This window comes from Paractinoplanes lichenicola, assembly GCF_016785085.1.
GTDB classification, from domain to species: Bacteria; Actinomycetota; Actinomycetes; order Mycobacteriales; family Micromonosporaceae; genus Actinoplanes; species Actinoplanes lichenicola.
Map to the genome: position 1 here is coordinate 304,481 of NZ_JAENHO010000004.1, position 20,576 is coordinate 325,056.

General features: G+C 69.6%; 23 protein-coding genes and 1 pseudogene. 9 read left to right on the forward strand and 15 right to left on the reverse strand.

Features of this window, described 5'->3' with window-relative positions; translation table 11 throughout:
* Positions 1-110 precede the first annotated feature (110 nt).
* Positions 111-1,049 carry a LysR family transcriptional regulator gene (locus tag JKJ07_RS14860; RefSeq protein WP_202992091.1) on the reverse strand — a complete coding sequence of 313 codons (939 nt, stop codon included), beginning with the start codon at positions 1,047-1,049 and terminating at the stop codon, positions 111-113.
* A gap of 89 nt (positions 1,050-1,138) precedes the next feature.
* On the opposite strand from JKJ07_RS14860, the gene JKJ07_RS14865 reads away from it, so the two are divergent.
* Positions 1,139-1,585, forward strand: coding sequence for a hypothetical protein (locus tag JKJ07_RS14865; protein ID WP_202992092.1), 447 nt, complete (start codon positions 1,139-1,141; stop codon positions 1,583-1,585).
* 29 nt (positions 1,586-1,614) lie between these two features.
* Positions 1,615-2,157 carry an EF-hand domain-containing protein gene (locus JKJ07_RS14870; RefSeq protein ID WP_202992093.1) on the forward strand — a complete coding sequence of 181 codons (543 nt, stop codon included), beginning with the start codon at positions 1,615-1,617 and terminating at the stop codon, positions 2,155-2,157.
* Between the two features lie 200 nt (positions 2,158-2,357).
* On the opposite strand, the gene JKJ07_RS14875 is transcribed toward JKJ07_RS14870, so the two are convergent.
* Positions 2,358-3,041: a hypothetical protein gene (locus JKJ07_RS14875; RefSeq protein ID WP_202992094.1), complete on the reverse strand. Its 684-nt coding sequence runs from the start codon at positions 3,039-3,041 to the stop codon at positions 2,358-2,360.
* Positions 3,042-3,347: 306 nt separating this feature from the next.
* On the opposite strand from JKJ07_RS14875, the gene JKJ07_RS14880 reads away from it, so the two are divergent.
* Positions 3,348-3,731, forward strand: coding sequence for a hypothetical protein (locus JKJ07_RS14880; protein WP_202992095.1), 384 nt, complete (start codon positions 3,348-3,350; stop codon positions 3,729-3,731).
* A 471-nt stretch (positions 3,732-4,202) separates the two neighbouring features.
* Here the strand turns inward: JKJ07_RS14880 and JKJ07_RS51725 are convergent, their stop codons facing one another.
* From JKJ07_RS51725 to JKJ07_RS14890, 3 genes and pseudogenes are all read right to left on the reverse strand, one after another.
* Complete coding sequence (locus JKJ07_RS51725) at positions 4,203-4,355, reverse strand: hypothetical protein (RefSeq protein WP_307834304.1); 153 nt, start codon at positions 4,353-4,355, stop codon at positions 4,203-4,205.
* Positions 4,356-4,482: 127 nt separating this feature from the next.
* A pseudogene (locus JKJ07_RS49805) lies at positions 4,483-4,716 on the reverse strand (amidase family protein); the annotation flags it as partial.
* Positions 4,717-4,774: 58 nt separating this feature from the next.
* Positions 4,775-5,611, reverse strand: coding sequence for an SCO6745 family protein (locus tag JKJ07_RS14890; protein ID WP_236028983.1), 837 nt, complete (start codon positions 5,609-5,611; stop codon positions 4,775-4,777).
* A 30-nt stretch (positions 5,612-5,641) separates the two neighbouring features.
* Between JKJ07_RS14890 and JKJ07_RS14895 the strand changes: the two genes are divergently transcribed.
* On the forward strand, positions 5,642-6,220 hold the full coding sequence (locus JKJ07_RS14895) for a hypothetical protein (RefSeq protein WP_202992096.1): 579 nt from the start codon (positions 5,642-5,644) through the stop codon (positions 6,218-6,220).
* Positions 6,221-6,395: 175 nt separating this feature from the next.
* On the opposite strand, the gene JKJ07_RS14900 is transcribed toward JKJ07_RS14895, so the two are convergent.
* From JKJ07_RS14900 to JKJ07_RS14920, 5 genes are all read right to left on the reverse strand, one after another.
* Complete coding sequence (locus JKJ07_RS14900; protein WP_307834265.1) at positions 6,396-7,202, reverse strand: ABC transporter ATP-binding protein; 807 nt, start codon at positions 7,200-7,202, stop codon at positions 6,396-6,398.
* The gene (locus tag JKJ07_RS14905) at positions 7,199-8,224 is read right to left on the reverse strand and encodes a FecCD family ABC transporter permease (RefSeq protein WP_202992097.1); all 1,026 of its coding nucleotides are present in this window, start codon (positions 8,222-8,224) and stop codon (positions 7,199-7,201) included. Before JKJ07_RS14905 ends, JKJ07_RS14900 begins: the two co-directional genes overlap by 4 nt.
* Positions 8,221-9,264, reverse strand: a complete 1,044-nt coding sequence (locus JKJ07_RS14910) for a FecCD family ABC transporter permease (RefSeq protein ID WP_202992098.1) — start codon at positions 9,262-9,264, stop codon at positions 8,221-8,223. Before JKJ07_RS14910 ends, JKJ07_RS14905 begins: the two co-directional genes overlap by 4 nt.
* Positions 9,261-10,301, reverse strand: a complete 1,041-nt coding sequence (locus tag JKJ07_RS14915; RefSeq protein ID WP_202992099.1) for an iron-siderophore ABC transporter substrate-binding protein — start codon at positions 10,299-10,301, stop codon at positions 9,261-9,263. The genes JKJ07_RS14910 and JKJ07_RS14915 overlap by 4 nt, the downstream gene beginning before the upstream one ends.
* 141 nt (positions 10,302-10,442) lie before the next feature.
* The gene (locus tag JKJ07_RS14920; RefSeq protein ID WP_202992100.1) at positions 10,443-11,111 is read right to left on the reverse strand and encodes a Type 1 glutamine amidotransferase-like domain-containing protein; all 669 of its coding nucleotides are present in this window, start codon (positions 11,109-11,111) and stop codon (positions 10,443-10,445) included.
* Between the two features lie 46 nt (positions 11,112-11,157).
* Here JKJ07_RS14920 and JKJ07_RS14925 point away from each other — a divergent pair, with 46 nt between their 5' ends.
* The gene (locus JKJ07_RS14925; RefSeq protein WP_202992101.1) at positions 11,158-11,679 is read left to right on the forward strand and encodes a winged helix-turn-helix transcriptional regulator; all 522 of its coding nucleotides are present in this window, start codon (positions 11,158-11,160) and stop codon (positions 11,677-11,679) included.
* Here JKJ07_RS14925 and JKJ07_RS14930 read toward each other — a convergent pair.
* Entirely contained in the window at positions 11,664-13,268 is a 1,605-nt protein-coding gene (locus tag JKJ07_RS14930; protein WP_307834266.1) for a methyl-accepting chemotaxis protein, read from the reverse strand. The two genes, JKJ07_RS14925 and JKJ07_RS14930, sit on opposite strands and share 16 nt — an antisense overlap.
* Before the next feature lie 112 nt (positions 13,269-13,380).
* Between JKJ07_RS14930 and JKJ07_RS14935 the strand changes: the two genes are divergently transcribed.
* From JKJ07_RS14935 to JKJ07_RS52225, 3 genes are all read left to right on the forward strand, one after another.
* The gene (locus JKJ07_RS14935) at positions 13,381-14,391 is read left to right on the forward strand and encodes a LacI family DNA-binding transcriptional regulator (protein ID WP_202992103.1); all 1,011 of its coding nucleotides are present in this window, start codon (positions 13,381-13,383) and stop codon (positions 14,389-14,391) included.
* A 124-nt stretch (positions 14,392-14,515) separates the two neighbouring features.
* A complete protein-coding gene (locus tag JKJ07_RS14940; protein WP_202992104.1) occupies positions 14,516-16,483 on the forward strand; it encodes a right-handed parallel beta-helix repeat-containing protein in 1,968 nt (655 codons plus the stop codon).
* 232 nt (positions 16,484-16,715) lie between these two features.
* The gene (locus tag JKJ07_RS52225; RefSeq protein ID WP_202992105.1) at positions 16,716-16,913 is read left to right on the forward strand and encodes a DUF397 domain-containing protein; all 198 of its coding nucleotides are present in this window, start codon (positions 16,716-16,718) and stop codon (positions 16,911-16,913) included.
* 17 nt (positions 16,914-16,930) lie between these two features.
* Here the strand turns inward: JKJ07_RS52225 and JKJ07_RS14950 are convergent, their stop codons facing one another.
* Both JKJ07_RS14950 and JKJ07_RS14955 read right to left on the reverse strand, forming a co-directional pair.
* Positions 16,931-17,644 carry a DUF6082 family protein gene (locus tag JKJ07_RS14950; RefSeq protein WP_202992106.1) on the reverse strand — a complete coding sequence of 238 codons (714 nt, stop codon included), beginning with the start codon at positions 17,642-17,644 and terminating at the stop codon, positions 16,931-16,933.
* A gap of 235 nt (positions 17,645-17,879) precedes the next feature.
* Positions 17,880-18,407, reverse strand: coding sequence for a DUF4262 domain-containing protein (locus JKJ07_RS14955; protein ID WP_202992108.1), 528 nt, complete (start codon positions 18,405-18,407; stop codon positions 17,880-17,882).
* A 111-nt stretch (positions 18,408-18,518) separates the two neighbouring features.
* Between JKJ07_RS14955 and JKJ07_RS14960 the strand changes: the two genes are divergently transcribed.
* The gene (locus JKJ07_RS14960) at positions 18,519-19,442 is read left to right on the forward strand and encodes a hypothetical protein (protein ID WP_202992109.1); all 924 of its coding nucleotides are present in this window, start codon (positions 18,519-18,521) and stop codon (positions 19,440-19,442) included.
* 23 nt (positions 19,443-19,465) lie between these two features.
* On the opposite strand, the gene JKJ07_RS14965 is transcribed toward JKJ07_RS14960, so the two are convergent.
* Positions 19,466-20,044, reverse strand: coding sequence for an NIPSNAP family protein (locus JKJ07_RS14965; protein ID WP_202992110.1), 579 nt, complete (start codon positions 20,042-20,044; stop codon positions 19,466-19,468).
* Positions 20,041-20,466, reverse strand: a complete 426-nt coding sequence (locus JKJ07_RS14970) for an Rrf2 family transcriptional regulator (protein WP_202992111.1) — start codon at positions 20,464-20,466, stop codon at positions 20,041-20,043. The genes JKJ07_RS14965 and JKJ07_RS14970 overlap by 4 nt, the downstream gene beginning before the upstream one ends.
* Positions 20,467-20,576 lie beyond the last annotated feature (110 nt).

Below are 20,576 nucleotides of genomic sequence, written 5' to 3' on the forward strand. Positions count from 1 at the left end.
CCCGATCGATCCCGCAGACCCGAGGATCAAAGGTGGTGAAAACCCTACTTCTCCGCCTTACGCCGCGATCTTGGGCAGCAGCTTCTCCAGGCCGCCGGCGGGACGATTCTTTATTGGATTTCATCGATCAATAGGGCCCCGTCGGCGGCCGGCAGCCAGGTCCCCCGGCGCGACGGTGGCCCGGCGGCGAATCCCATCGCGGCGACCAGCTCCTCGACGGCCGCGTCGGCGACGTCGCTGCGCCACAACAGCCACCACGGGAAGACCGGGGTCGGCTCGCAGAGCGGCACACTGCGGATCCGATCGTCCGGCAGCCGCATCGCCTCGCCGATCAGCGACGGCGGCGCGACCCCGGTGGTGACGTCCTCGACCCAGTTCGCGAACCCGAACGTCGACCCGCTCGTGTCGATGTCGGCCCCGGTCAGCGCGGCGAACTCGGCCACGTAGGCCTGCCATTCGACCGGCGCGCCGGCCATCGGGAACCACAGCCGCTCCCCGTTCAGCTCGGCCAGCGGCAGCCGGTCACGGGCCGCCCACCGATGATCCTCCGGCACGAGCACCGCGAGCGGTTCCAGCATGACCAGCCGCCGGCGGACCTCACCGGGCCACGGGCCGGGCACGGCCCCGGCCCGGCCGAACGCGAGCTCAGCTCGCCCCTTGATCAGCAGGTGCTCGGCCGTGCCGTCGGGTGGTCGTTCGGTTACCTCGACCGGAATCGTGACCGACGCCCGTCGCAGCCAGGAGATCGGCGCCAGATGGTCGCCCATGGCGTCGACCCGCAACCGCTCGGGCGGCATCTTCTCCCCGAGCCGATCCACCACCCGCACGACCTCCACGGCCTGCGGCAGCACTCGCTGCCCGTCCGCGGTCAGCCGGATCGAGCGCCGGTCCTCGCGATCCACGAGGGACGTGCCGAGATCGGCCTCCAGCCGCCGAATCCGCTTCGACAACGCCTGCTGGCTGAGCCCGAGCCGCGCGGCGGCCCGGCCGAAGTGCAACTCCTCGGCCAATGTGACGAACGCCCGCAGCGTCGCGGTGTCGAGGTCCACCGCCCGAGTACAACTTCGACAACCACCGGTTGTCAAAGCGGCCCGGCAGTTGTTGGACCCTCCCTCGGCCGCGGCCGTGTACTGCTCACATGGACCCGCACCTCACGTTCGTCGCAGCGCACGCGGCCGCCGCCACCGTCTCCCTGATCACCGCGATCCTGGCCGTCCGCCGCCCCCGGTTCGCCGGCGTCCACGCGCTGTCGACGATCGCGATGACCCTGCTCCTGATCCCCGCCCTGTGGTTCGGCGACGCTTCGGGGATGACGCTGATCGTGTTCCTGGGACTGCTGGTCCTCGCCGCCGTGATGAGCGTCCGAGCCGTACGGGCGTGGCGGCTCCGCGCCGGGGAGGCCTGCGTCGCCGCCCTCGGGTTCAACGCGATCTCGCTGGTCACCGGTCTCGTCGCGGTCAGCGTGTTCCGCCTCGACCTGCCCCCGCCGCTGCTGATCCCGGTGGCCGCCGGGGCGATCGTCCTGCCGGCGGTGATCGGCCGGAGACTCGTCGCCCGGGCCCGTAGCCTTGCGGTAGATTGCTGACAAATCACGCTTGCGGAAGGCCGGGGCACATGACCGATGGCGCTGTTGATCCGATCGCCGTGAAGCTGGGGCACCTGTTCGGGGCGAGCGACACCGACGGGGACGGATTCGTCGACTGGAGCGACTACGAGCGCCTGATCAGTCGCTACCTGGACGGCTACGGCATAGCGGCGGAGGACAGCCGGGCCCACGCGCTGCGAGCCGCCTACCAGACGTACTGGTCGGAACTGATGCAACACGCGAACGGCGTCGATCGCCTGTCGAAAGATCAGTTCGTGGCGGCCAACCAGGCCGACGAGAGCCGGTCCACCATCGCCGAGACGGTCCCCCAGGCGATCTTCGACGTGATGGACACCGACGCCGACGACGCCATCAGCAAGCCGGAATACAAGGTGTTCCTGGAAGCGTGGGGCGTCTCCGACCTGGAGGCCCTCAACGTCTTCCTGGAACTGGACACCGACGACGACGGCCGGATCAGCCGCCCCGAATTCATCGGCGCCATCCGAGACTTCTTCACCTCCCCCGAACTCGACTCACCCGCGAGCCTGTTCTTCGGCCACATCCAGCAGTAGAGGGCCGGCCGGCTCGTCCATGACCCGCCGGAAAGCCGCGCGGCCGCCAGGCGAGATGATCGCCTGGCGGCCGAGGATGTGTAAGTCACCTATCGGCATGGGGATCGCGCGATAAATGCATCCCCTTGTGCGTTACTCAGTTGCGTTTGATGCTGCTCCGAACGACCCCGGTGTGGCGCCGCCCGATATCGCTCGTGGCGTCAGTTCCCCCGGTTGTTGCCCTGGTGGCCACGACCGCCGTTGTTGCCCTGGTTGCCGTGACCGCCCTGGTTGCCCTGGTTGCCCTGACCGCCGTTGTTGCCCTGGTTACCGCGACCGTCGTTGTCCCGGCCACGGCCGTCGTTGTCCCGGCCACGGCCGTCGTTGTCGCGGCCACGGCCGTCGTTGCGGTCCCAGCCGTGGTGGCGACGGTCCCGGTCCCGCATCCAGTCGGACCGGTGCGAACCCGGGCGGAAGTGCCGGAACTGACCCGGACGAACCTGGCGGAACTGGCCCGCCCAGACGGGACGGAACTGGGCCGGGAAGCCGCGGACGACCTGGAACGGCCGGCCGAAGCCGAACGAGCCCCAGTTGTCGTAGTCAGCGACGTCGAGGGCCCAGGCACCCCGGCGGGGACCGACGCGAACGACGTAGCAGTCGAAGTCGTCCCAGGCACCGCTCCGCTCGCCGTACATGCCGGCCAGCTGGCAGGCCCGCAGCGAGCGGTAGAAGCCGACGATCTGGCTTTCGCCCCGCCAGATGTTCTGGCTGGCCGTGATCTTGCTGTCCGCGGTCGCCGGGCCGACCGGCCCGGCCGGGGCGGCCTGAGCCGGACCCATGCCAACGGTCAAAGCGGTGAGAACGCCAAACCCTCCCAGGGTCAGGGCGCGGGTGAGCTTGTTCATCGTGATCCTCTCGCACTGCTTTCATGGCGCCGTACGAGAGGACAAACCGGATTAACCCGACGTCGGATGTCGAGCTGACGGCCATCTCCGAAAGCTGAACAGATCGTCGGCGGATCAGCCGGTCGGTTGACCCCGTTCGGGTCGTACCTTCCCGTCACGATGGAAGCCACGCCGCGGCTCGACCTCCAGCTGATGGTCGAGATCTGAGGCGGCGTACGAGATCGGGCCGCGGTCGCCGTTTACCGGGACCCGCTAGTTCAAGATCGGTGGAGTGCCGCCACCTCCCCGTCCACAGAGAGGATGTTGGTGAGCACCTCCCGCCGGAGTCTGACTCACCCTCCCACTGACTTCGGGTCCTGCCTGGAATTTGTCGTCGTTGGCTGGGAGGTGCTCGTGCATTCACCGGACCGGATACACCCCTTGCTGACCTGGGTCCACGGTTTCGGCCGGGCTAGGCCGTCTCGGGTCGAAGGGACCGGCGCCTACGGCGCGGGGCTCGCCGACCGCCTCCGCGTCGCACAGGTCAAAGTGATCGAGATCGACCGGCCCCGCCGCAATATCCGCCGATCACCAGGCAAATCCGACCCGATTGACGCAGCCACAGTCGAAGCCGCCAAGACAGCCCTGGCCGCAGACCGCACCGGCACCCCGAAACATCGCGACGGCCGGGTCGAAGCCATTGCACCGTGACCGGCATTGTGGACATCGCTTCTAAGCGGGCCCGTCGGCGTAAGCAGCATCAACGCGACCGGCCCGCCGTTCCCGTCATTCGCCGGGCCCGCTCAAGCGCGTCCGCGGCCCGGTGAAGCGTCGCCTCGTCCCGATGCCGGCTCACGAGCGTCAGGCCCGTGGGCAACCCGTCGCTGAGCCGGCGCGGCACGGAGAGCGCCGCATGCCCGGTGCAGTCAAAGGCGCCGTGTTGACCACCGGGTCGAAGCCCGGGGCGGACATCTCGGCCCGGCCGGCGCCCAGCGGCAGGGGCTGCGCGACGAACGGCACGGTGGGTAGCGCGAGCACGTCCACCTGGTTCAGAGCGGCGTCATGGGCCTGCCGCGCGACGCGGACAAGGTTTTTTGGCCTGGCGCAGTAGACCTCGTGGAGGTTGTGACCCGCGATCAGCCCGGTCTTGAATGGCTCGGACAGCAGGTGGGCCCGGTGACGTCAGGCCGAGTGGTCCTCCCGCATCAGCGCGGTCGGGTTGAGGCCGGTGATGCCCATCCGAGCGCCGTTGCCGTACATGGCGATCTGGACGGTGCCCTCCGGGATGATCGCCGACCAGACGTTCGTCGTCGTGCAGTGTTCGGGCACTGACACTTGACGACCGTGGCCCCGGCAGCGGCGAGGCGGTCGGCGGCCGACCGGCATGACGCCCTTGTAGGGCGCGAGCCCGTGGGCCGGTTTGAGGCCGTAGACACCGCAGTGGGCGGCGGGGCACCCGGATCGAGCCCCCTTGGTCACCGCCCACGGCCATTGGCAGCGCGCCGGAGGCAGCCGGCACCGCGCTGCCCGAGGACGAGCCGCCGGCCGTGCGGGCTGGGTTCAACGGGTTGCGCACCGTCCCGTTCACGCTGGTATGGCTGCCCGCGCGGTAGCAGAAGTATTCGCAATCGGCCTTACCGGCCAGGGTGCCGCCTGCCGCAGTGCCGCGAATCAGCCCCTGGACACGGCCGACCAAAGCCTGCTGGTCCGGGAGCGCCGCTGATTCCGCAGCATATTTCGCTGTTGCCGTCGCCTCACTGGCGGCGGCGGAGGGGGATCGGGTTGTCGTCCGGTACGGCCTGCCAGGCTCGTTCGGTCAGGGGCGTCAGGAGTTCGGTCGCTGCCTTGTCGCGGTTGTGCCACGGACCTGCCGCCAACTCGTCGGTCAGGGCCTCGACCCGGTCGTACGCCTTCCGGCCGGTCTCGGTAGCGGTGCCGTCGGGGGTGACCCAGCCCCGGTCCGCCAACCGCCCGACTGCGGCCTGCCACTCGTCGTCGGTCCAGCCGCGGGCGGGCTGGGTGACCTCGCGCAGTTTGCCGCCGTCGAGGGCGGCGCGCCAGGCCAGGGATTCGCAGCCGTCCAAGCCGGCCGTAAGCAGGGCGGCTACGTGGCCGTCGCCGCGGTGTTCGCGGAGGATCGTGGCGGCGTGCCAGAGGCGGGCGATCGGGGCGTCGGGCCAGGGGAGGTCGGCGTGGGCGGCGGCCAGCACCCGGCCTGTTGTGTCGGCGGCGTGGGCGGCGTCGGTGAGCAGGTCGGCGGCTTCGGTGACTGTCTTGTCGGGCAGGCCGGCGAACAGGTCGGTCAGCGCGGCGGTGGCGCCGGCCGTGCGGGCCGCGAGGGCGGCCGGTGGGCTGATCCGGGTCCACACGTCGGGTATGGCTCGTTGCACCATGCGGGGGGCGAAGCCGAAGAACGCGGCGGTGACCGGGCCGGGGCCGACCGCGCCGAGGGCGGCGGCCCGGCCGGCGAAGTAGCGGCGCCAGAAGCCGGTCAGGCCGGCCTGCTCGAAGGCTACGGCGCCTTGCGGGGCGAAATACGTGACGGCGTGCAACGGCTCGAAGAGCGCCCACATCCGGCGCGCGACAGACATGACCTCACCCTGCCATGACAGGATCGGCGGGTGGGGCTTCGGCACTTGGCGGATCTGTCGGCGGCTCGGTGGCTTGTCGACGAGACCGATCGGCCGTGGACCGAGCGGGTGACGTTCGGGCCGGGTGGCTTTGCCGCGTACGCGCGGGTGCGGTTCCTCGACGACCCGGCCTTTCCGGGCCAGAGCGAGAATGATGTCGCGCCGGCCGAGGACGCGCCGACGGAGTCCGAGCAGATCGGGTTCGCCCTCGAGACCCTCAGCGGGCACACTGCGACGCCGGACGACTGCTATTTCTGCCTCTGGGACGGCTGGGGTACGGAGATCGCGGGCAGCCCCCGGGTCGAGCTGCCGCACCGGTCCTACTTCCTGTTCCGTGGCAGCCTGACCGACTGGCGCGCGGCCGACCTGTGGCCCGGGCAACCTCGGGGCACCACGCCCGATCCCGCGTTCGTCTGGCCCGCCGATCACGCCTGGTGCCTGGCCAAGGACGTCGACCCGCACTGGGCCGGGGTCGGTGGGTCCGAAGCGGCCGTGGCGGGCCTGCTGGCCGACCCGCGCCTCGACGTCGTGCGGGCCGACCCCGCCGCCAAGCAGCCCACCTATTACTGAGGGGCGGGGCGGGGCGATTTTCTGAGGTATGGGGGCGGGAGGGATTGCTGGGAGGTGGGGGCGGGAGGAATTGCTGAGAGGTGGGGGCAGGAGGAGTTCTGAGAGATGACGGTGGGAGGAGTTACTGAGATGGGGGCGGGAGGAGTTACTGACGGATGGGGGCGGGAAGAAGGGGTCAGGGGGCGGTCACGTGGTGGCGGCCCAGCGGCAGCATCAGCGGCTTGCCCGACGTCGGGTCCGTGATCACCTGGCTGTCCAGGCCGAACACCGCCCGTACGCAATCCTCCGTGAGCACCGACGAAGGGTCCCCGGCCGCGTGCAGCTTCCCGTCGGCCAGGGCGATCAGGTGGTCGGCGTAGCGGGCGGCCATGTTCAGGTCGTGCAGCACCATCACGACCGTCGTGCCGCGGTCGTGGTTGAGGTCGGTCAGCAGGTCGAGCACTTCGACCTGGTGGCTGACGTCGAGGAAGGTCGTCGGCTCGTCGAGCAGCAGCACGTCGGTCTGCTGGGCCAGGGCCATGGCGATCCACACCCGTTGGCGCTGGCCGCCCGAGAGTTCGTCGACCGAGCGGTCGGCCAGGTCGGCCGTGTGGGTGGCGTCCAGCGCGGCCGCCACGGCCAGGTCGTCGTCGTGGCTCCAGCGGGACAGCAGGCGCTGGTGCGGGTTGCGGCCGCGGCCGACGAGGTCGCTGACGGTGATGCCTTCGGGCGCGATGGGGGATTGGGGGAGCAGCCCGAGCGTACGGGCGAGCTCTTTGGCCGGCATCTTGTGCACCTCGCGGCCGTCGAGCAGCACGTGGCCGTGGCGCGGGGCGAGCAGGCGCGACATCGAGCGCAGCAGCGTCGACTTGCCGCAGGCGTTGGCGCCGACGATCGCCGTGATCTTGCCGGGCGGCACGACGAGGTCGAGCGATTCGATCACTGTCCGGTCGCCGTAGCCGAGCGACAACGAGGACACGGTGAGGGAATGAGAGGAAGTCACAGGGAGCCTCCCGCGCGGTTGGTGCGGATGAGCAGATAGACGAGGTAGGGCGCGCCGAGCACGCCGGTGATGACGCCGACCGGGTAGCGGATGTCGAACGCGTACTGGCCGATCAGGTCGGCCACCAGCACCAGGAGCGCCCCGACCAGGCCCGCCGGCACGAGCAGGGAGCCGGCCGAGCCGACGATGCGGGCCGCGATCGGGCCGGACAGGAAGGCCACGAACGCGATCGGGCCGGTGGCGGCGGTGGCGAACGCGAGGAGCCCGACGGCGGCCACGATCACCAAGATCCGAGTTCGTTCCAGCCGTACGCCCAACGCCGCGGCCGTGTCGTCGCCGAGCTGGAGCATGAACAGGTTGCGGGCCTGCGCGAGCAGCACCGGCCCGAGCACGAGCAGCGCGATCACGACCGGCAGCGTCTCGTCCCAGGTCGCGCCGTTGAGGCTGCCGGTCAGCCACCGTACGGCCTGTTGCAGGTCCCATTGTGCGGCCTGGCTCAGCACGTACGCGGTGGCGCTGTCGAGCATGGCGGCGATGCCGATGCCGATCAGGATGAGCCGGGTGCCCACCACCCCGTCGCGGAACGACAGGACGTAGACGACGATCGCCACGCCGAGCCCGGCCACGATCGCGAACGCCGACACACCGGTCTCGCTCAGGCCGAGGATGACGATGGCGAACGCGGCCGCGGCGCTCGCGCCCGAGGTGATGCCGATGACGTCGGGGCTGGCCAGCGGGTTGCGCAGCATGGTCTGGAAGGTCACGCCGCCCAGCCCGAAGCAGAACCCGGCCAGCGCGGCCAGCGTGGCCCGGGGCAGCCGCAGCTCGCCCACGGTGAACGACGCGCCCGGCACGGTCTCCCCGAGGATCACGCGCCAGATCTCGGACAGGGAGTAGTAGGTCTCGCCGACGATCAGGCTGACCAGGTAGGCCGCGACGATGAGAGCGGCCAGGAGGCCCAGGACGAGGGCGTAGCGGCGGGCGCGGCGTACGCGGCTGCTGATGACAGCATCGAGAGTCACAGCTCGCGCACCTTCTGCCGCCGGACGATGTAGATGAAGAACGGGGCGCCGATCAGCGCCGTGATGATGCCGACGTCGATCTCCTGCGGGCGCGCCACCACCCGGCCCACCACGTCGGCCGCGGTCAGCAGGGCCGCCCCGACGACCGCCGAGAACGGCAGCAGCCAGCGGTGGTCGAGCCCGATCAGCAGCCGGCACAGGTGCGGCACGACCAGCCCGACGAAGGCGATCGGCCCGGCCACCGCGGTCGACGCGCCGCACAGCAGCACCGCGCCCAGCGCCGCCACCGCGCGGGCCAGCGCCACGCGTTCGCCCAGCCCGGCCGCGAGGTCGTCGCCGAGCGCGAGCGAGTTGAGCGACTTGGCCGAGAGCAGCGAGATCGCGAAGCCGACGAGCAGGAACGGACCGGCCTGGCGCAGGCTGTCGTACGACGCGCCGCCGACCCCGCCGATCTGCCACGACTGGAAGCCGGTGGCGATGTCGCTCCGGGGCAGCACGAACGCGCTGATCAGGGAGGCCAGGGCGGCCGAGATCGCGGCGCCGGCCAGGGCGAGCTTGAGCGGGGTGGCCCCGCCGCGGCCGAGGGAGCCCACGGCGTACACGAAGACCGCCGTGACCGCCGCACCCGCGATGGCCACCCAGATGTAGGAGGTGGCCGAGCTGAGGCCGAAGGTCACGATGCCGGTGACGACGGCGAGCGAGGCGCCCATGTTGACGCCCAGGATGCCCGGGTCGGCCAGGGGGTTGCGGGTGACGCCCTGCATGACCGCGCCGGCCAGGCCGAGCGCGGCGCCGACGACGAGCGCCAGGAGCGTACGGGGAATGCGTTTGACCACCGCGGCCTGGCCCAGGTTGTCGTCGCCGCCCCGCACGCCGGCGACGATGTCGGACCACGGCACGATCCGCGAGCCGAACGCGACCGACGCCACCATGAGCAGGGCGAGCACGACGAGTGCGGCGAGAATCCACAGCGTACGCACCCGTGCCGGGCGCCGCCGAACAGCGGGACCCGGCACGGGAGGGGTGTCGAGCTGCGTCATGACACCTTGTCGGCGGCGGTCGCGAGCAGGTTGACGTAGTCGTTGAGCACGAACGGGATGGCCAGCACGGTCGGGTTGGCCGCGGTGGCGAGCGGGGTGCTGCCGACGAGCTGCACCACCGAGCCGCGCTTGACCGCCGGGATCTTCGACAGCAGCGGGTCGGCTTGGAGCTTGGCCAGCTGGTCCTCGGTGTCGGAATACATCACGATGACGTCGACGTCGTCGAACGCCTGGATCTGCTCGGAGCTCTTGTTGAGCGTGAACGCGTCGGTGCCGGCCGAGTCCTTCTCGACCACGTCGGCGATCTTGAGGCCGAGGTCGCTGAAGAACTGCGTACGGGTGTCGTGGCTGGTGTAATAGCCGATCTTGCTCAGGTCGGTCGGGTCGATGTGCGTCACGAACATCGTCTGCTTGCCGGCCAGCTGCGGCTTGGTGGCGGCCGCGTCCTTCATGGCCTTCTCGGTGCTCGCGATCAGCGCGTCACCCTCGGCCTGCAGGCCCAGCGCCTGGCTGGAGAGCTTCACGATGTCGCGCCACGGGGTCGCCCAGGGCGCGTCCGGGTACGCGATGACCGGCGCGATCTTGCTGAGCGTGTCGTAGTCCTGCTGGGTGATGCCCGAGTACGTGGCCAGGATGACGTCCGGCTTGGTGTTCGCGACGGCCTCGAACGCGATGCCGTCGGTCTCGTCGAACATGACCGGGGCCTGGCCGCCGAGCTCTTTGATCTTGTCGCCGACCCACGGCAGCATGCCGTCGCCGTCGTCGTCACCGAAGTTGGCCTTGGCCATGCCGACCGGCACGATGCCCAGAGCCAGCGGCACCTCGTGGTTCTCCCACTGCACGGTGGCGACGCGCTCGGGCTTCTTCTCGATCGTGGTCGTGCCGAGCTTGTGCTTGATGGTGATCGGGAACTGCGCGGCGGCGGAGCTGCCACCGGCCGCGGGAGTGTCGTCGGACTCGTCGGAGCCACCGCAGGCGGCCAGGGCCAGAGCGGCGGCAGCGGCGACGGCCGCGGCCAGCAAACGAGGGGCGCGCATGCGCGGACTCCAGTTCTACAAAATTCAAAATAAGGGATGCCTAACCTAACAGCGTCCCGGAAGCGGAGTCAGCGCTCGGAATATGAAAAGGGCACAGGTCACGGCGGGGTGAGGGGCCCGCGCGCGGCCCGAAGCGGTCTGCTACTCGAAGAGGGTCCAGTTGCCCTCGGAGATGACCTCGACCGTGTCGCCGACGACCTTGATGGCGGTGTCGTCGTCGATCGCGTAGGACGGGTTGGGGAGGGTGGCGGCCCATTTCTCGGCGGCGCCCATGTGGTTTTCGGGCAGGGCGGGGTGGTCGAGGTGCGGGAAGATCGAGAAGTCGACCAGGCCGAGTGTGCTGTCGTCGCCGCCGGTGGGTGGGCGCCAGCCGACGAAGTCCTCGCCGATCCGGGGGGTCATGATCATGCTGCCGGCGCTCAGGCCGACCCAGACCGTGTCGTCCAGGGCGGGCAGCAGGGCGGCCAGGCCCGACTCGCGCATCCAGTAGTGCAGGAACAGCGGGTCGCCGCCGTTGACCAGCAGGACGTCGGCCTCGCGGACGACCGGCTGCCAGCGCTCCGGGCCGAGGCTGGGCAGGACGCTCAGCTCGAGCACGCCGACGGACTTCCAGCCCAGCTCGGTCATCGGGCACTCGGATTCCTGCCCGGCCACGAAATTCCACGCCCGGCCGAAGCCGCCCGGGTTGGCGTAGCCGGCGGTCGGGATGCACAGGGCCGTCGCCCCGGCGATCGGCTTGCCCAGCACGTCGAGCAGGGCGTCGTGGATGCTCTGATTACGGACGCCGCCTGAGGTCAGCAGAAGTCTCATGCGTGCTGACGGTAGCAGCACCGGTTGCGAAGTACCATCAGTCTCGATGAGGGCGGAAACAACTGACGCGCACCGGTCGGGCTGCCCGATCAACCTGGCCGTCGAGGTGCTGGGCGACAAGTGGTCGCTGGTCGTGCTGCGCGACGTGATGTTCGGCGATCGGCACTACTTCCGCGAGCTGCTCACCGGCTCTGAGGAAGGCATCGCCTCCAACATCCTGGCCGACCGGCTGCGCCGGCTCGTCGCCCACGGCCTGCTCTGGCGCGCGGACGACGAGACCCACAAGCAGAAGATCCGCTACAGCCTGACCGAGGCCGGGGTGCAGCTGGTGCCGGTGATGGCCGCGCTCGGCTCCTGGGGCCGGCGGCACATGCCGGCCGGCCACGAGCTGTCAGTCCGCGCCGAGCTGCTCGAACGCGGCGGCCCCGACCTGTGGGACCGCTTCATGGACGAGCTACGCGAACAACACCTCGGGCTGGCACGGCCGCCGGGCACTCCATCGGTTTTCGCCGAGCTACAGGCGGCGTACGAGGCCGCCGTCAACAAAAAGGGTCAGGACAGCCGGTAGACCGAGACCGTCGCCTGCAGCTCGGCCGCGGTCTGGGCCAGGCTGGCCGCGGTCTGCTGCGTGTCGGAGGCGCCCGACGTGACGTGCGCGGCGGCCTCGGAGACGCCCGCGATCGTGTCGGCGATGCTGGTCGAGCCCATGGCGGCCTCGTTGACGCTGCGCGAGATCTCGGCCGTGGTGGCGGTCTGCTCCTCGACGGCGGCCGCGATGGTCGTCGTGTAGTCGTTGATCGTGCCGATGACCTCGCCGATCTGCTGGATCGCGATCACGGCGGCGTTGCTCTCGGCCTGGATCGCGCCGACCTGGGTGGTGATCTCCTGGGTGGCCCGGGCGGTCTCCTGGGCCAGGTCCTTGACCTCGCTGGCGACCACGGCGAAGCCCTTGCCGGCCTCGCCCGCGCGGGCCGCCTCGATGGTGGCGTTGAGCGCGAGCAGGTTGGTCTGCTCGGCGATCGAGGTGATCAGCGCGACGACCGAGCCGATCTGCCCGGAGGCCGCGACCAGGCGGGCCACGCTGGCGTTGGTGCTCTCGGCCGCGCGGGCCGCGTCGGCCGCGACGCCGGCCGCCTCGTTGGCGTTGTTGGAGATCTCGCGGATCGACACGCCCATCTCCTCGGCGCCCGCCGAGACCGTGGTGACGCTCGTCGAGACCATGGCGGCCGACTCCGAGACCGTGGACACCTGGGCCGAGGTCTCCTCGGCCGACGCCGACAGCTCCGACGACACGGCCGAGAGCTCCTCGGAGGCCGAGGCCAGCAGCGTCGAGCTGTTCTGGATGCGCTCGACCATCTCGCCCATGGCGACGGCGGTGCGGTTGAGCGTCTCGGACATGTGGCCGACCTCGTCGTCGCTCTCCACCGCGACCCGGGCGGTGAGGTCGCCCTGGGCGATCCGCTCGAGCGCCTCGACGTTGCGGCCCAGCGGCTTGACGATCATGCGGGCGATCGCGAAGGCCAGTGCCAGACCCAGCAGCAGGCTGCCCGCGAGCAGGCCGATCACGAGCGTCCGGGTGGACTCGTAGGTGGACTGGGCGGCGGCCGCCTGCGCCGCGCTCGCCTTGACCGTCATGTCGGACAGCGCGGTCAGGTCGGTGCGCACGTCGGCCATCTCCTTGGCCATCTCGCCGTCGCGCAGCGCGTTGAGCTCGACCTGAGCGTTGCGCTTGGACAGCGGCAGCACGTCGATGGCGACGACCTTGGCGTACTCGGCCCAGTTCTGGTCGAAGTGCGCCGCGGTGGCCAGGGCGGCCGAGCCCACCGGATAGGACTGGAACTCCTTGGAATATTGGACGACCTCGCCCTTGGCCTTGGTGATGGCGGCCTCGGCGGTGGTCCGCTCGGCGTCGTTGCCGGCCAGCATGTGGGCGTCCACCGCGAGCCACACGCGGTTGACCGCGGCGCGCAGGTTGCCGATGCTGTTCAGCTCCTGGTTCTGCGTGAACCCGTGCTTGACCTGGTTGTTCGTCTCGCTGAGGCTGCTCAGCGCGTAGAGGCCGTTGCCGACCCCGAGGAGGGAGACCACGCCGACCGCGGCCATGATCTTGGTGCCGACGCGCCGGTCGGCGACCAGACGCTTGATACGACTGCTCACTGGCATCTCCGTGGTGCGGTTCGCGGTTTGAGGTGTCGGCCGCAAGATCGGTCGGCGCCCGCCGGATGCTCAGGAACCGCACGGTTGCGAAAACGTTGCGATACTTGGCCGCATGACTCGTGAGCCGCAGCGCGCGACGCTGGCCGCCGTCGCGCGGGAGGCCGGGGTGTCCGTGCCGACCGTCTCCAAGGTGGTCAACGGCCGCACCGACGTGGCCTCCGAGACCCGCCGGCGGATCGAGGCGCTGCTGGTGCGGCACGGCTATGTCGCGCGCGGCCTGGGCGGGGCACAACCTGCCACCCGTACGGTCGAGGTCGTCTTCGACGCCATGCGGACGCCCAACAACCTCGACATCCTGTTCGGCGCGCTGGAGGCCGCGGCCGCCGGCGGGGTCGAGGTCGTGGTGGGCACCGTCCCGGAGGATCCGCTGGGCGCGGCCTGGGCCCGCCGGATGGCCGCCGCCCACCGGGAGGGCCTGATCCTGGTCACCTCCGAGATCAACAGCCGGCAGTGGCGGCAGTTCGCCGAGCAGCGGATCCCGGTGGTGGCGATCGACCCGATCAACCTGCCCGGCCCCGACGTGCCCAGCGTGGGCGCCACCAACTTCAACGGCGGCATGGCGGCCACCGATCACCTGCTCGACCTGGGGCACCGGCGGATCGGCTTCATCGAGGGCCCGACCGGCGCGATGGTGGCGGTCGCCCGCCTGCACGGCTATCACGCCGCCCTGGCCCAGCGCGGGCTGACCAGCGACCCGGCGCTGATGGCGGCGGGGCCGTTCACGTTCGAGGCCGGCTTCGCGGCCGCGCTCGACCTGCTCGGGCGCACGCCCCGGCCGACCGCGCTGTTCGCCTCGAACGACGGGCAGGCGCTGGGCGCGATCGAGGCGGCGCGCACGCTCGGCCTGCGCGTGCCCGAGGACGTCAGCGTGGTGGGCTTCGACGACATCAACGCGGCCCGGTGGTCGGCGCCGCCGCTGACCACCGTGCGTCAGCCGTTCGCCGAGATGGGCCGGGTGGCCATGCGCCGTCTGTTGCGGCTGATCGCGGGGGAGGAGCTGGCCTCGCCGCGGGTCGAGCTGGCCACCCAGTTGATCGTCCGGAAGTCGACCGCGGCCGCCTGATCCTGGGCTATAACAAGCTGCGGGTCCGAGAATCCTCGAAAGTTTTCGACCTTGTGACTTGATATTTTCGCAATCTAACGTTGAGGACGGCCCGCTACCGCCCCTCGTCGAAAGGCTTGCGCTGATGACCTCCGAGTTCCACGTCGCGACCACCGGCTCGGACGCCGCCGAAGGATCGAAGGACCAGCCCTTCCGTACGATCAATCGCGCGGCCGCCGTCGCGCACGCGGGCGACACCGTGGTCGTGCACGCGGGGGAGTATCGCGAGTGGGTCCAGCCCCGGCGCGGCGGGCTCAGCGACGCGCGCCGCATCACCTACCAGGCCGCCGAGGGCGAGCACGTCGTCATCAAGGGCTCCGAGCGCGTCACCGGCTGGGTTTCCGAGGCGGGGACGGTCTGGCGGGCCGAGGTGCCCAACTCGCTGTTCGGCGACTTCAACCCGTACGGGGAAGAAGTGGGTGGGGATTGGATCGTCTATCCGGAAGGCGCCGCGCACAAGCACCTCGGTGACGTCTATCTGAACGGGCTCAGCTTCTACGAAGTCGACTCGCCGGACGCCGTCGCCGCGCCCGAGGCCCGTACGGAGATCGTCGACAACTGGACCAGGACGACCGGCCGGGTCCGCAACGTCGAGCAGACCAAGCTGGTGTGGCACGCCGTGGTGGGCGACGAGACGACCACGATCTGGGCCAACTTCCAGGGCGCCGACCCCAACGCCGAACTCGTCGAGATCAACGTACGCCGGTCGGTCTTCTACCCCCTCGTGCCGCACCTCGACTACATCACCGTACGAGGCTTCGAGCTCGCCCAGGCCGCCACGCCGTGGACGCCGCCGACCGCCGACCAGCCCGGCCTGATCGGGCCCAACTGGTCGAAGGGCTGGATCATCGAGGACAACGTCATCCACGACGCCAAGACGTCGGCCGTCTCGATCGGCAAGGAGGCCTCGACCGGCCACAACTACGCGACCGAGCGCGGCGACAAGCCCGGCTACCAATATCAGCTCGAGTCGGTCTTCTCGGCGCAGCAGATCGGCTGGGACAAGGAGCACATCGGCTCGCACGTCATCCGGCGCAACACGATCTACGACTGCGGGCAGAACGGCATCGTCGGGCACCTCGGCTGCGTGTTCTCGACCATCGAGGACAACCACATCTACAACATCGCCCTCAAGCGCGAGTTCTACGGCTACGAGATCGGCGGCATCAAGCTGCACGCGGCGATCGACGTCGAGATCCGGCACAACCGCATCCACGACTGCTCGCTCGGCACCTGGCTCGACTGGCAGACCCAGGGCACCCGCATCTCGCGCAACGTGTTCTACAACAACAGCCGCGACATCTTCATCGAGGTCTCCCACGGGCCCTACCTGGTCGAGCACAACGTCTTCGCCTCGCCCGCCGCGATCGAGCTGTTCAGCCAGGGCGGCGCGTTCATCAGCAACCTGATCTGCGGCACCGTCCGCGTCGAGGCCGTGATGGACCGGGCCACCCCGTACCACCGGCCGCACAGCACCCAGGTCGCCGGTTACGCGTACATCCGGGCCGGTGACGACCGATGGGCGGGCAACCTTTTCGTGGGGGGAGAACCTTCACGCGCGTACGGGGTTGAGGCCGAGGGGAAGGCGCCGGCGCTCTCGGGGACGTCGGCTTACGACGGCTACCCGAATTCGTTCGAGGCCTACATTTCTCGTATTCAGGCCCAGCCGCCGGGCGACCACCAGCGCTACCTCGACGTGGTGCAGGCCGTCTACGCCCAGGGCAACGTCTACGCCGCCGGCGCCCGCCCGTTCGACGGCGAGCCCGCACCGCTCGTCGTGTCCGCGGGCACGGCGACGGTGACCGACGAGGGCGACGCCGTCTACCTGGCGACCGACCTGCCGGCCGAGTTCGACAACGCGCGCCTGGCCCCGCTCACCGGCCGCGACCTCGAACGGGTCCGCTTCGCCGACGCCGAGTTCGAGGAGCGCGACGGCACCCCCGCCGTGATCGACGTCGACCTGCTCGGCACGCACAAGGCGGCCGGCACGCTCTTCACCGCGGGCCCGATCGCCTCGTTGGCCTCCGGCCAGGCCCGTACGAGGATCTGGTAGCCCCACCGGGCGCGGCCGATTCCCAACGAGGGCGGCCGCGCCCGGCCATGCTTGCGGGCAATGACGGACAGGCGGTGCGTCTCTCGGGGTTCCGGCGGTGAGCCCACGCGTAGCTCCCAGTAATCTGATCGGGGACACCCTCTCGGGCGTTCCATTGCGCTGCGCGGGCATTTAGGCTATTTTTTCACTTTGTCCGAATGGCCGACACGTAGTACTCGGGAGTTTTATCACCATGCATGAAGACCGGCCAATCGGCTGGCGGCGTAGCTCCCGCTGTGTTGGAGAGTCACATTGCGTTGAGGTCAACCTGGGAGACCACGAGGTGCTCTTGAGGAACTCGACGCGGCCGGACGTCAGTCTCACTCTGTCGCTGGATCAGTGGCGCGGCCTGATAGCAGCTCTGAAGTCACCGCGGCCCTGGGCGGAATGAACTCCCGATGCCGCCGATCAGGGAAACTCGAGCGGTCTGCTCGTCCGCGGCTTGTTGATCACGGGAAAGCTGTCGTCGGTCGACGGAAACTGCTCGAATGAGCGGGCCGGTGGTCCCGCCCGCAGGGCTCGCAGATACTCCTCGTTCACCAGGACCCGGAACTGATCGCGATGATTGCGGGCCGGACCCGGGCAATGCCAGTCGCCTGTTCTCTCCCAGAACATGCGCGGCACCTCGCTGTCGAAAAAGCTCTGCAGATACGCGCGAGCCAGCGGTTCGTCGATTTTTCGCTGCTCCCAAGAATCTGTCCAGAGCTTGACCAGTAATTGGCAATAGTAGAAAAGATCCTCGGCGACGTGACCCGGTGAGACCCGGGCGCCCCAGCATTGCCGGTAGACGGGATTGGCCATGGCCAGTCGGACCAGTTCGTCAGTTGTCTGGTCCAGCAATTGCAAGCGCACCTCCCTGACCTGCCGTCGCTGCTCGATCAAGGAGGCGGCCACGGCGACCAGTGCCGTTGTCGCCACCAGCGCCGATGCGGCCCCGTAAGCCTGGCCGACGTCGCCGATCACGCCGAAGTCGACGCCGGCCCGGCTGTACGCCAGGCCCAGCAAGAGCGGCGACAGCGCGACGCCGATCACGGCAAGTGCGGCCGCGATCCACAGTAGGCCCCAACTCCCGGTCCTTTTTCGAGCCGGCGCGTGGAAGGCATCGTTCTTGTCAGCCGCCATGACAACCCCCTACGCCTCTCTTCCGCCAATTATTGGTGGGTGAGTGGCGTCGCACGCGATTCATTCATGCGCGCAAGTGGTTGCTACCAGGCAATCTGCTCTGTCGCACATTGACCGGTAGCGGTTCATGAAAATGCAACTTGCATGGTTGAGGCCGTCCAAAGATATACCAAAGGTGGCCGCCGAGGCGCTTCCCTTCCCAACTCCAGCAGCGGACGGCGAATCCGGCAGCTTCTTATTCCACGTCCTGGGTCCAGACGCCCGGGATGTGCTCGCCCGGCTCCAGCCACAGGTGGGGCTGGGCGAGACTGCCGTTGTCCCACGGGAACGTGCCGTCGCGGTCCGGCCAGACGACCTCGAGGAACGGGATGGGCGGCCGGCGGTAGAACCAGATGCCGTGGCCGAAGAACGCCTTGTACCAGCCCGGCTGGACGGTCCGGAGCCGTACGGGATAGCCGTTGACGACGTCGTCGTGGGACTGGCCGTCGTCGAGGCCGTCGCGCTTGCCCAAGATGTTGAGGCACGACTGCATGACGGCGAGATCCCGGAGCCCGAACATGGCCAGCTCGGGCTCGCCCCGGCTGTGCCAGCGGCCGATCGTGTAGGACCAGCCGGGGCCCTTCTCGTCCGCCGGCACGCCGGTGACGCTCCACTCGAACTTCTCGACGTTCCCGAGCACACCGTGGTCGGCCGCGTCGTACTCGTCGCGATCGCCGTAGTCGTGGCAGATGACGCAGCGGCAGATCCGCGAAGATTCGTACACGGGCAGAGCGTATTGCGGAGGCCCGGCGAACATTTTCGGGGGATGCCGAAACGGCTGTCCGCCACATAAGGGGGAACGGGCTCGTTCGAAGCCCCTCTCCGAAGGATTGCCATGCTCAAGAGAGTGTTGGCCGGTGCCCTGCTCGGCGTCGCCGTGCTGGTGCCCGCGACCGCCTGGGCTGATTCCCCCGCTGTTCCCGTCGTGCCGATCGCGGAGGCCTCGAGCCAGCCGGCCGGATCGCCGGGTGAGGGCTTCCTCGCCAAGTCCGCGATCATCTACATGGGTGCACGGAGCGCTCCCTATCTGAGTGGCCGGGACAACGCCGACGCGCCGATCTACGTGGACGACGTGCTCGAGATCTCGGTCTGCAACCCGGACTCGAAGCTCTGCCCGGTCGTCCACCGCGAGGACTTCAGTGAGAACTGCACCGCCGCCGGGCCGAAGCCGATCCCTCCGCTGTTCATCGGCGGTTTCCTGCACTCCGGCATGAACCAGGTCGTGTTCACCCTGCGTGACCTGTGCGGCCAGAACCGCGGAAGCTCAGGCCTCTACCTCTCGGGCGCCGGCGTCATCACCGGTAACGAGACTCCGCCCGACGACTGCGCCGGCAACCCCCTGAAGTATTTCGGCGGGGCGATGCTGAGCCCGATCGTCGACCAGTCGGTCACCGACCCGGGTGTCGGCGACGACCACAAGGTCCACGGCACCGGGCTGGCCACGGTCAACCAGAAGCTCAACTGCTCGGCCCAGGTGCAGATGCGGCTGGAGACGAGGGTCTGCAACCGGTTCGGCTACCTCTGCAACCCGAAGACGATCGCCACGACCGGCTGGGAGTCGCTGCCGTCGAGCGGCATCGTCTCCCGCGACCTGACCGGCGACTGCCGCTCGGGCGTCGACAGCTATCGCGTCCAGGTGCAGGTGCTCTGGGCGACCTGGGACGGCTTCGTCGACGGGACGGTCGTCCCCGAGATGAGCACCCACAGCGAGGCGGTCCAGGCCGACGGCGACGCGGGGTGGGTCAAGCTGAAGTGCTGACCGCGGCGTCCGCCGGTTGCTGGTCAGTGGAGGCTGGAACGGCTGGTCGGGCGGAGGCGGAAACTTTCGACCTTGACCACGTCGGCGGGGACCTCGGCTCGCAGCGGTGACCGGGTGAGCCGGACCAGGGCGTGTTCCCCTTCGCGGACCGGCAACCGGGGGAAGGTGTTCGCGGCGTACTCGGTCACCAGCGTGGCGAGCGACCCCTCGGGAACGGGCGCGGGAAAGGGGCCGGACCGATACCAGATCGTCGCGTGCAGGAGCGATTCCGGATCGGCGGCGCCGCGGTCGAAGACCGGTACTGCGACGATTTCCCGAAGCAGCAGGACGTCGTCCGAGTCGAGCATCGTCGCGTTCGCCGCGGGGCCGTGTTTCGCCCAGACGGGGCCGGAGTAGAAGGCGGTCAGGGCTGTCCGGCGCGCTTCCATGTCGGGGAAGCCGCGCAGCCACACGAACTGGTCGGGCCGGTCGAGGTCGCGGAACTGGCCCAGGACGGCGATGCCGAGTGCTTCCTGGGTCTCGACGAACTCGCGGTCGAACAGGTCGATCAGCTCGTCGCGGCGGCCCTCGCGCAGGGTGTAGCGGCGCAGTTCGACGATCACGTGGGCATCCTCTCGAGAATGTCGGCGACGCTCGTGCGGGCCAGCGAGGCCTGGAACGCCTGGGTCGCCTCGTCGTACAGGTCGGTGAGCACTGGGCGGATGCCGCGGCCGACCGGGCACTCCAGGTTGGGTTCGGTGCGGTGCAGGGCCAGCAACGGCTCCGGAGAGACGGCGAGCCAGACGTCGAGCAGGGTGATCTCGGCAGCCGGGCGGCCGAGGGCGAAGCCGGCACCGTTGCCCCGGCGGGCCGTGACGAGGCCGGCGCGGTGCAGGTCGGTGAGGCTGCGGCGGACGATGACCGCGTTCGTGTTGACGCTGGCGGCCACCTCGTCGGAGGTGAGCGTCGTGCGGCCCCGCCGCCGGGCCAGCTCGAGCCAGGCCAGGGCGTGAGCCGCGATCGTCAACCTGCTGTTGGCCGCCACCCGGACAGTCTCGCCGCCCCGCGGCCCAGAAGCAACAGCTTTTGTTACGACTGAGTTGGGCGGAATTGAGCCCGGCCACAACGGGTGCGGGCTTGGTGAGCCGCGCGCCC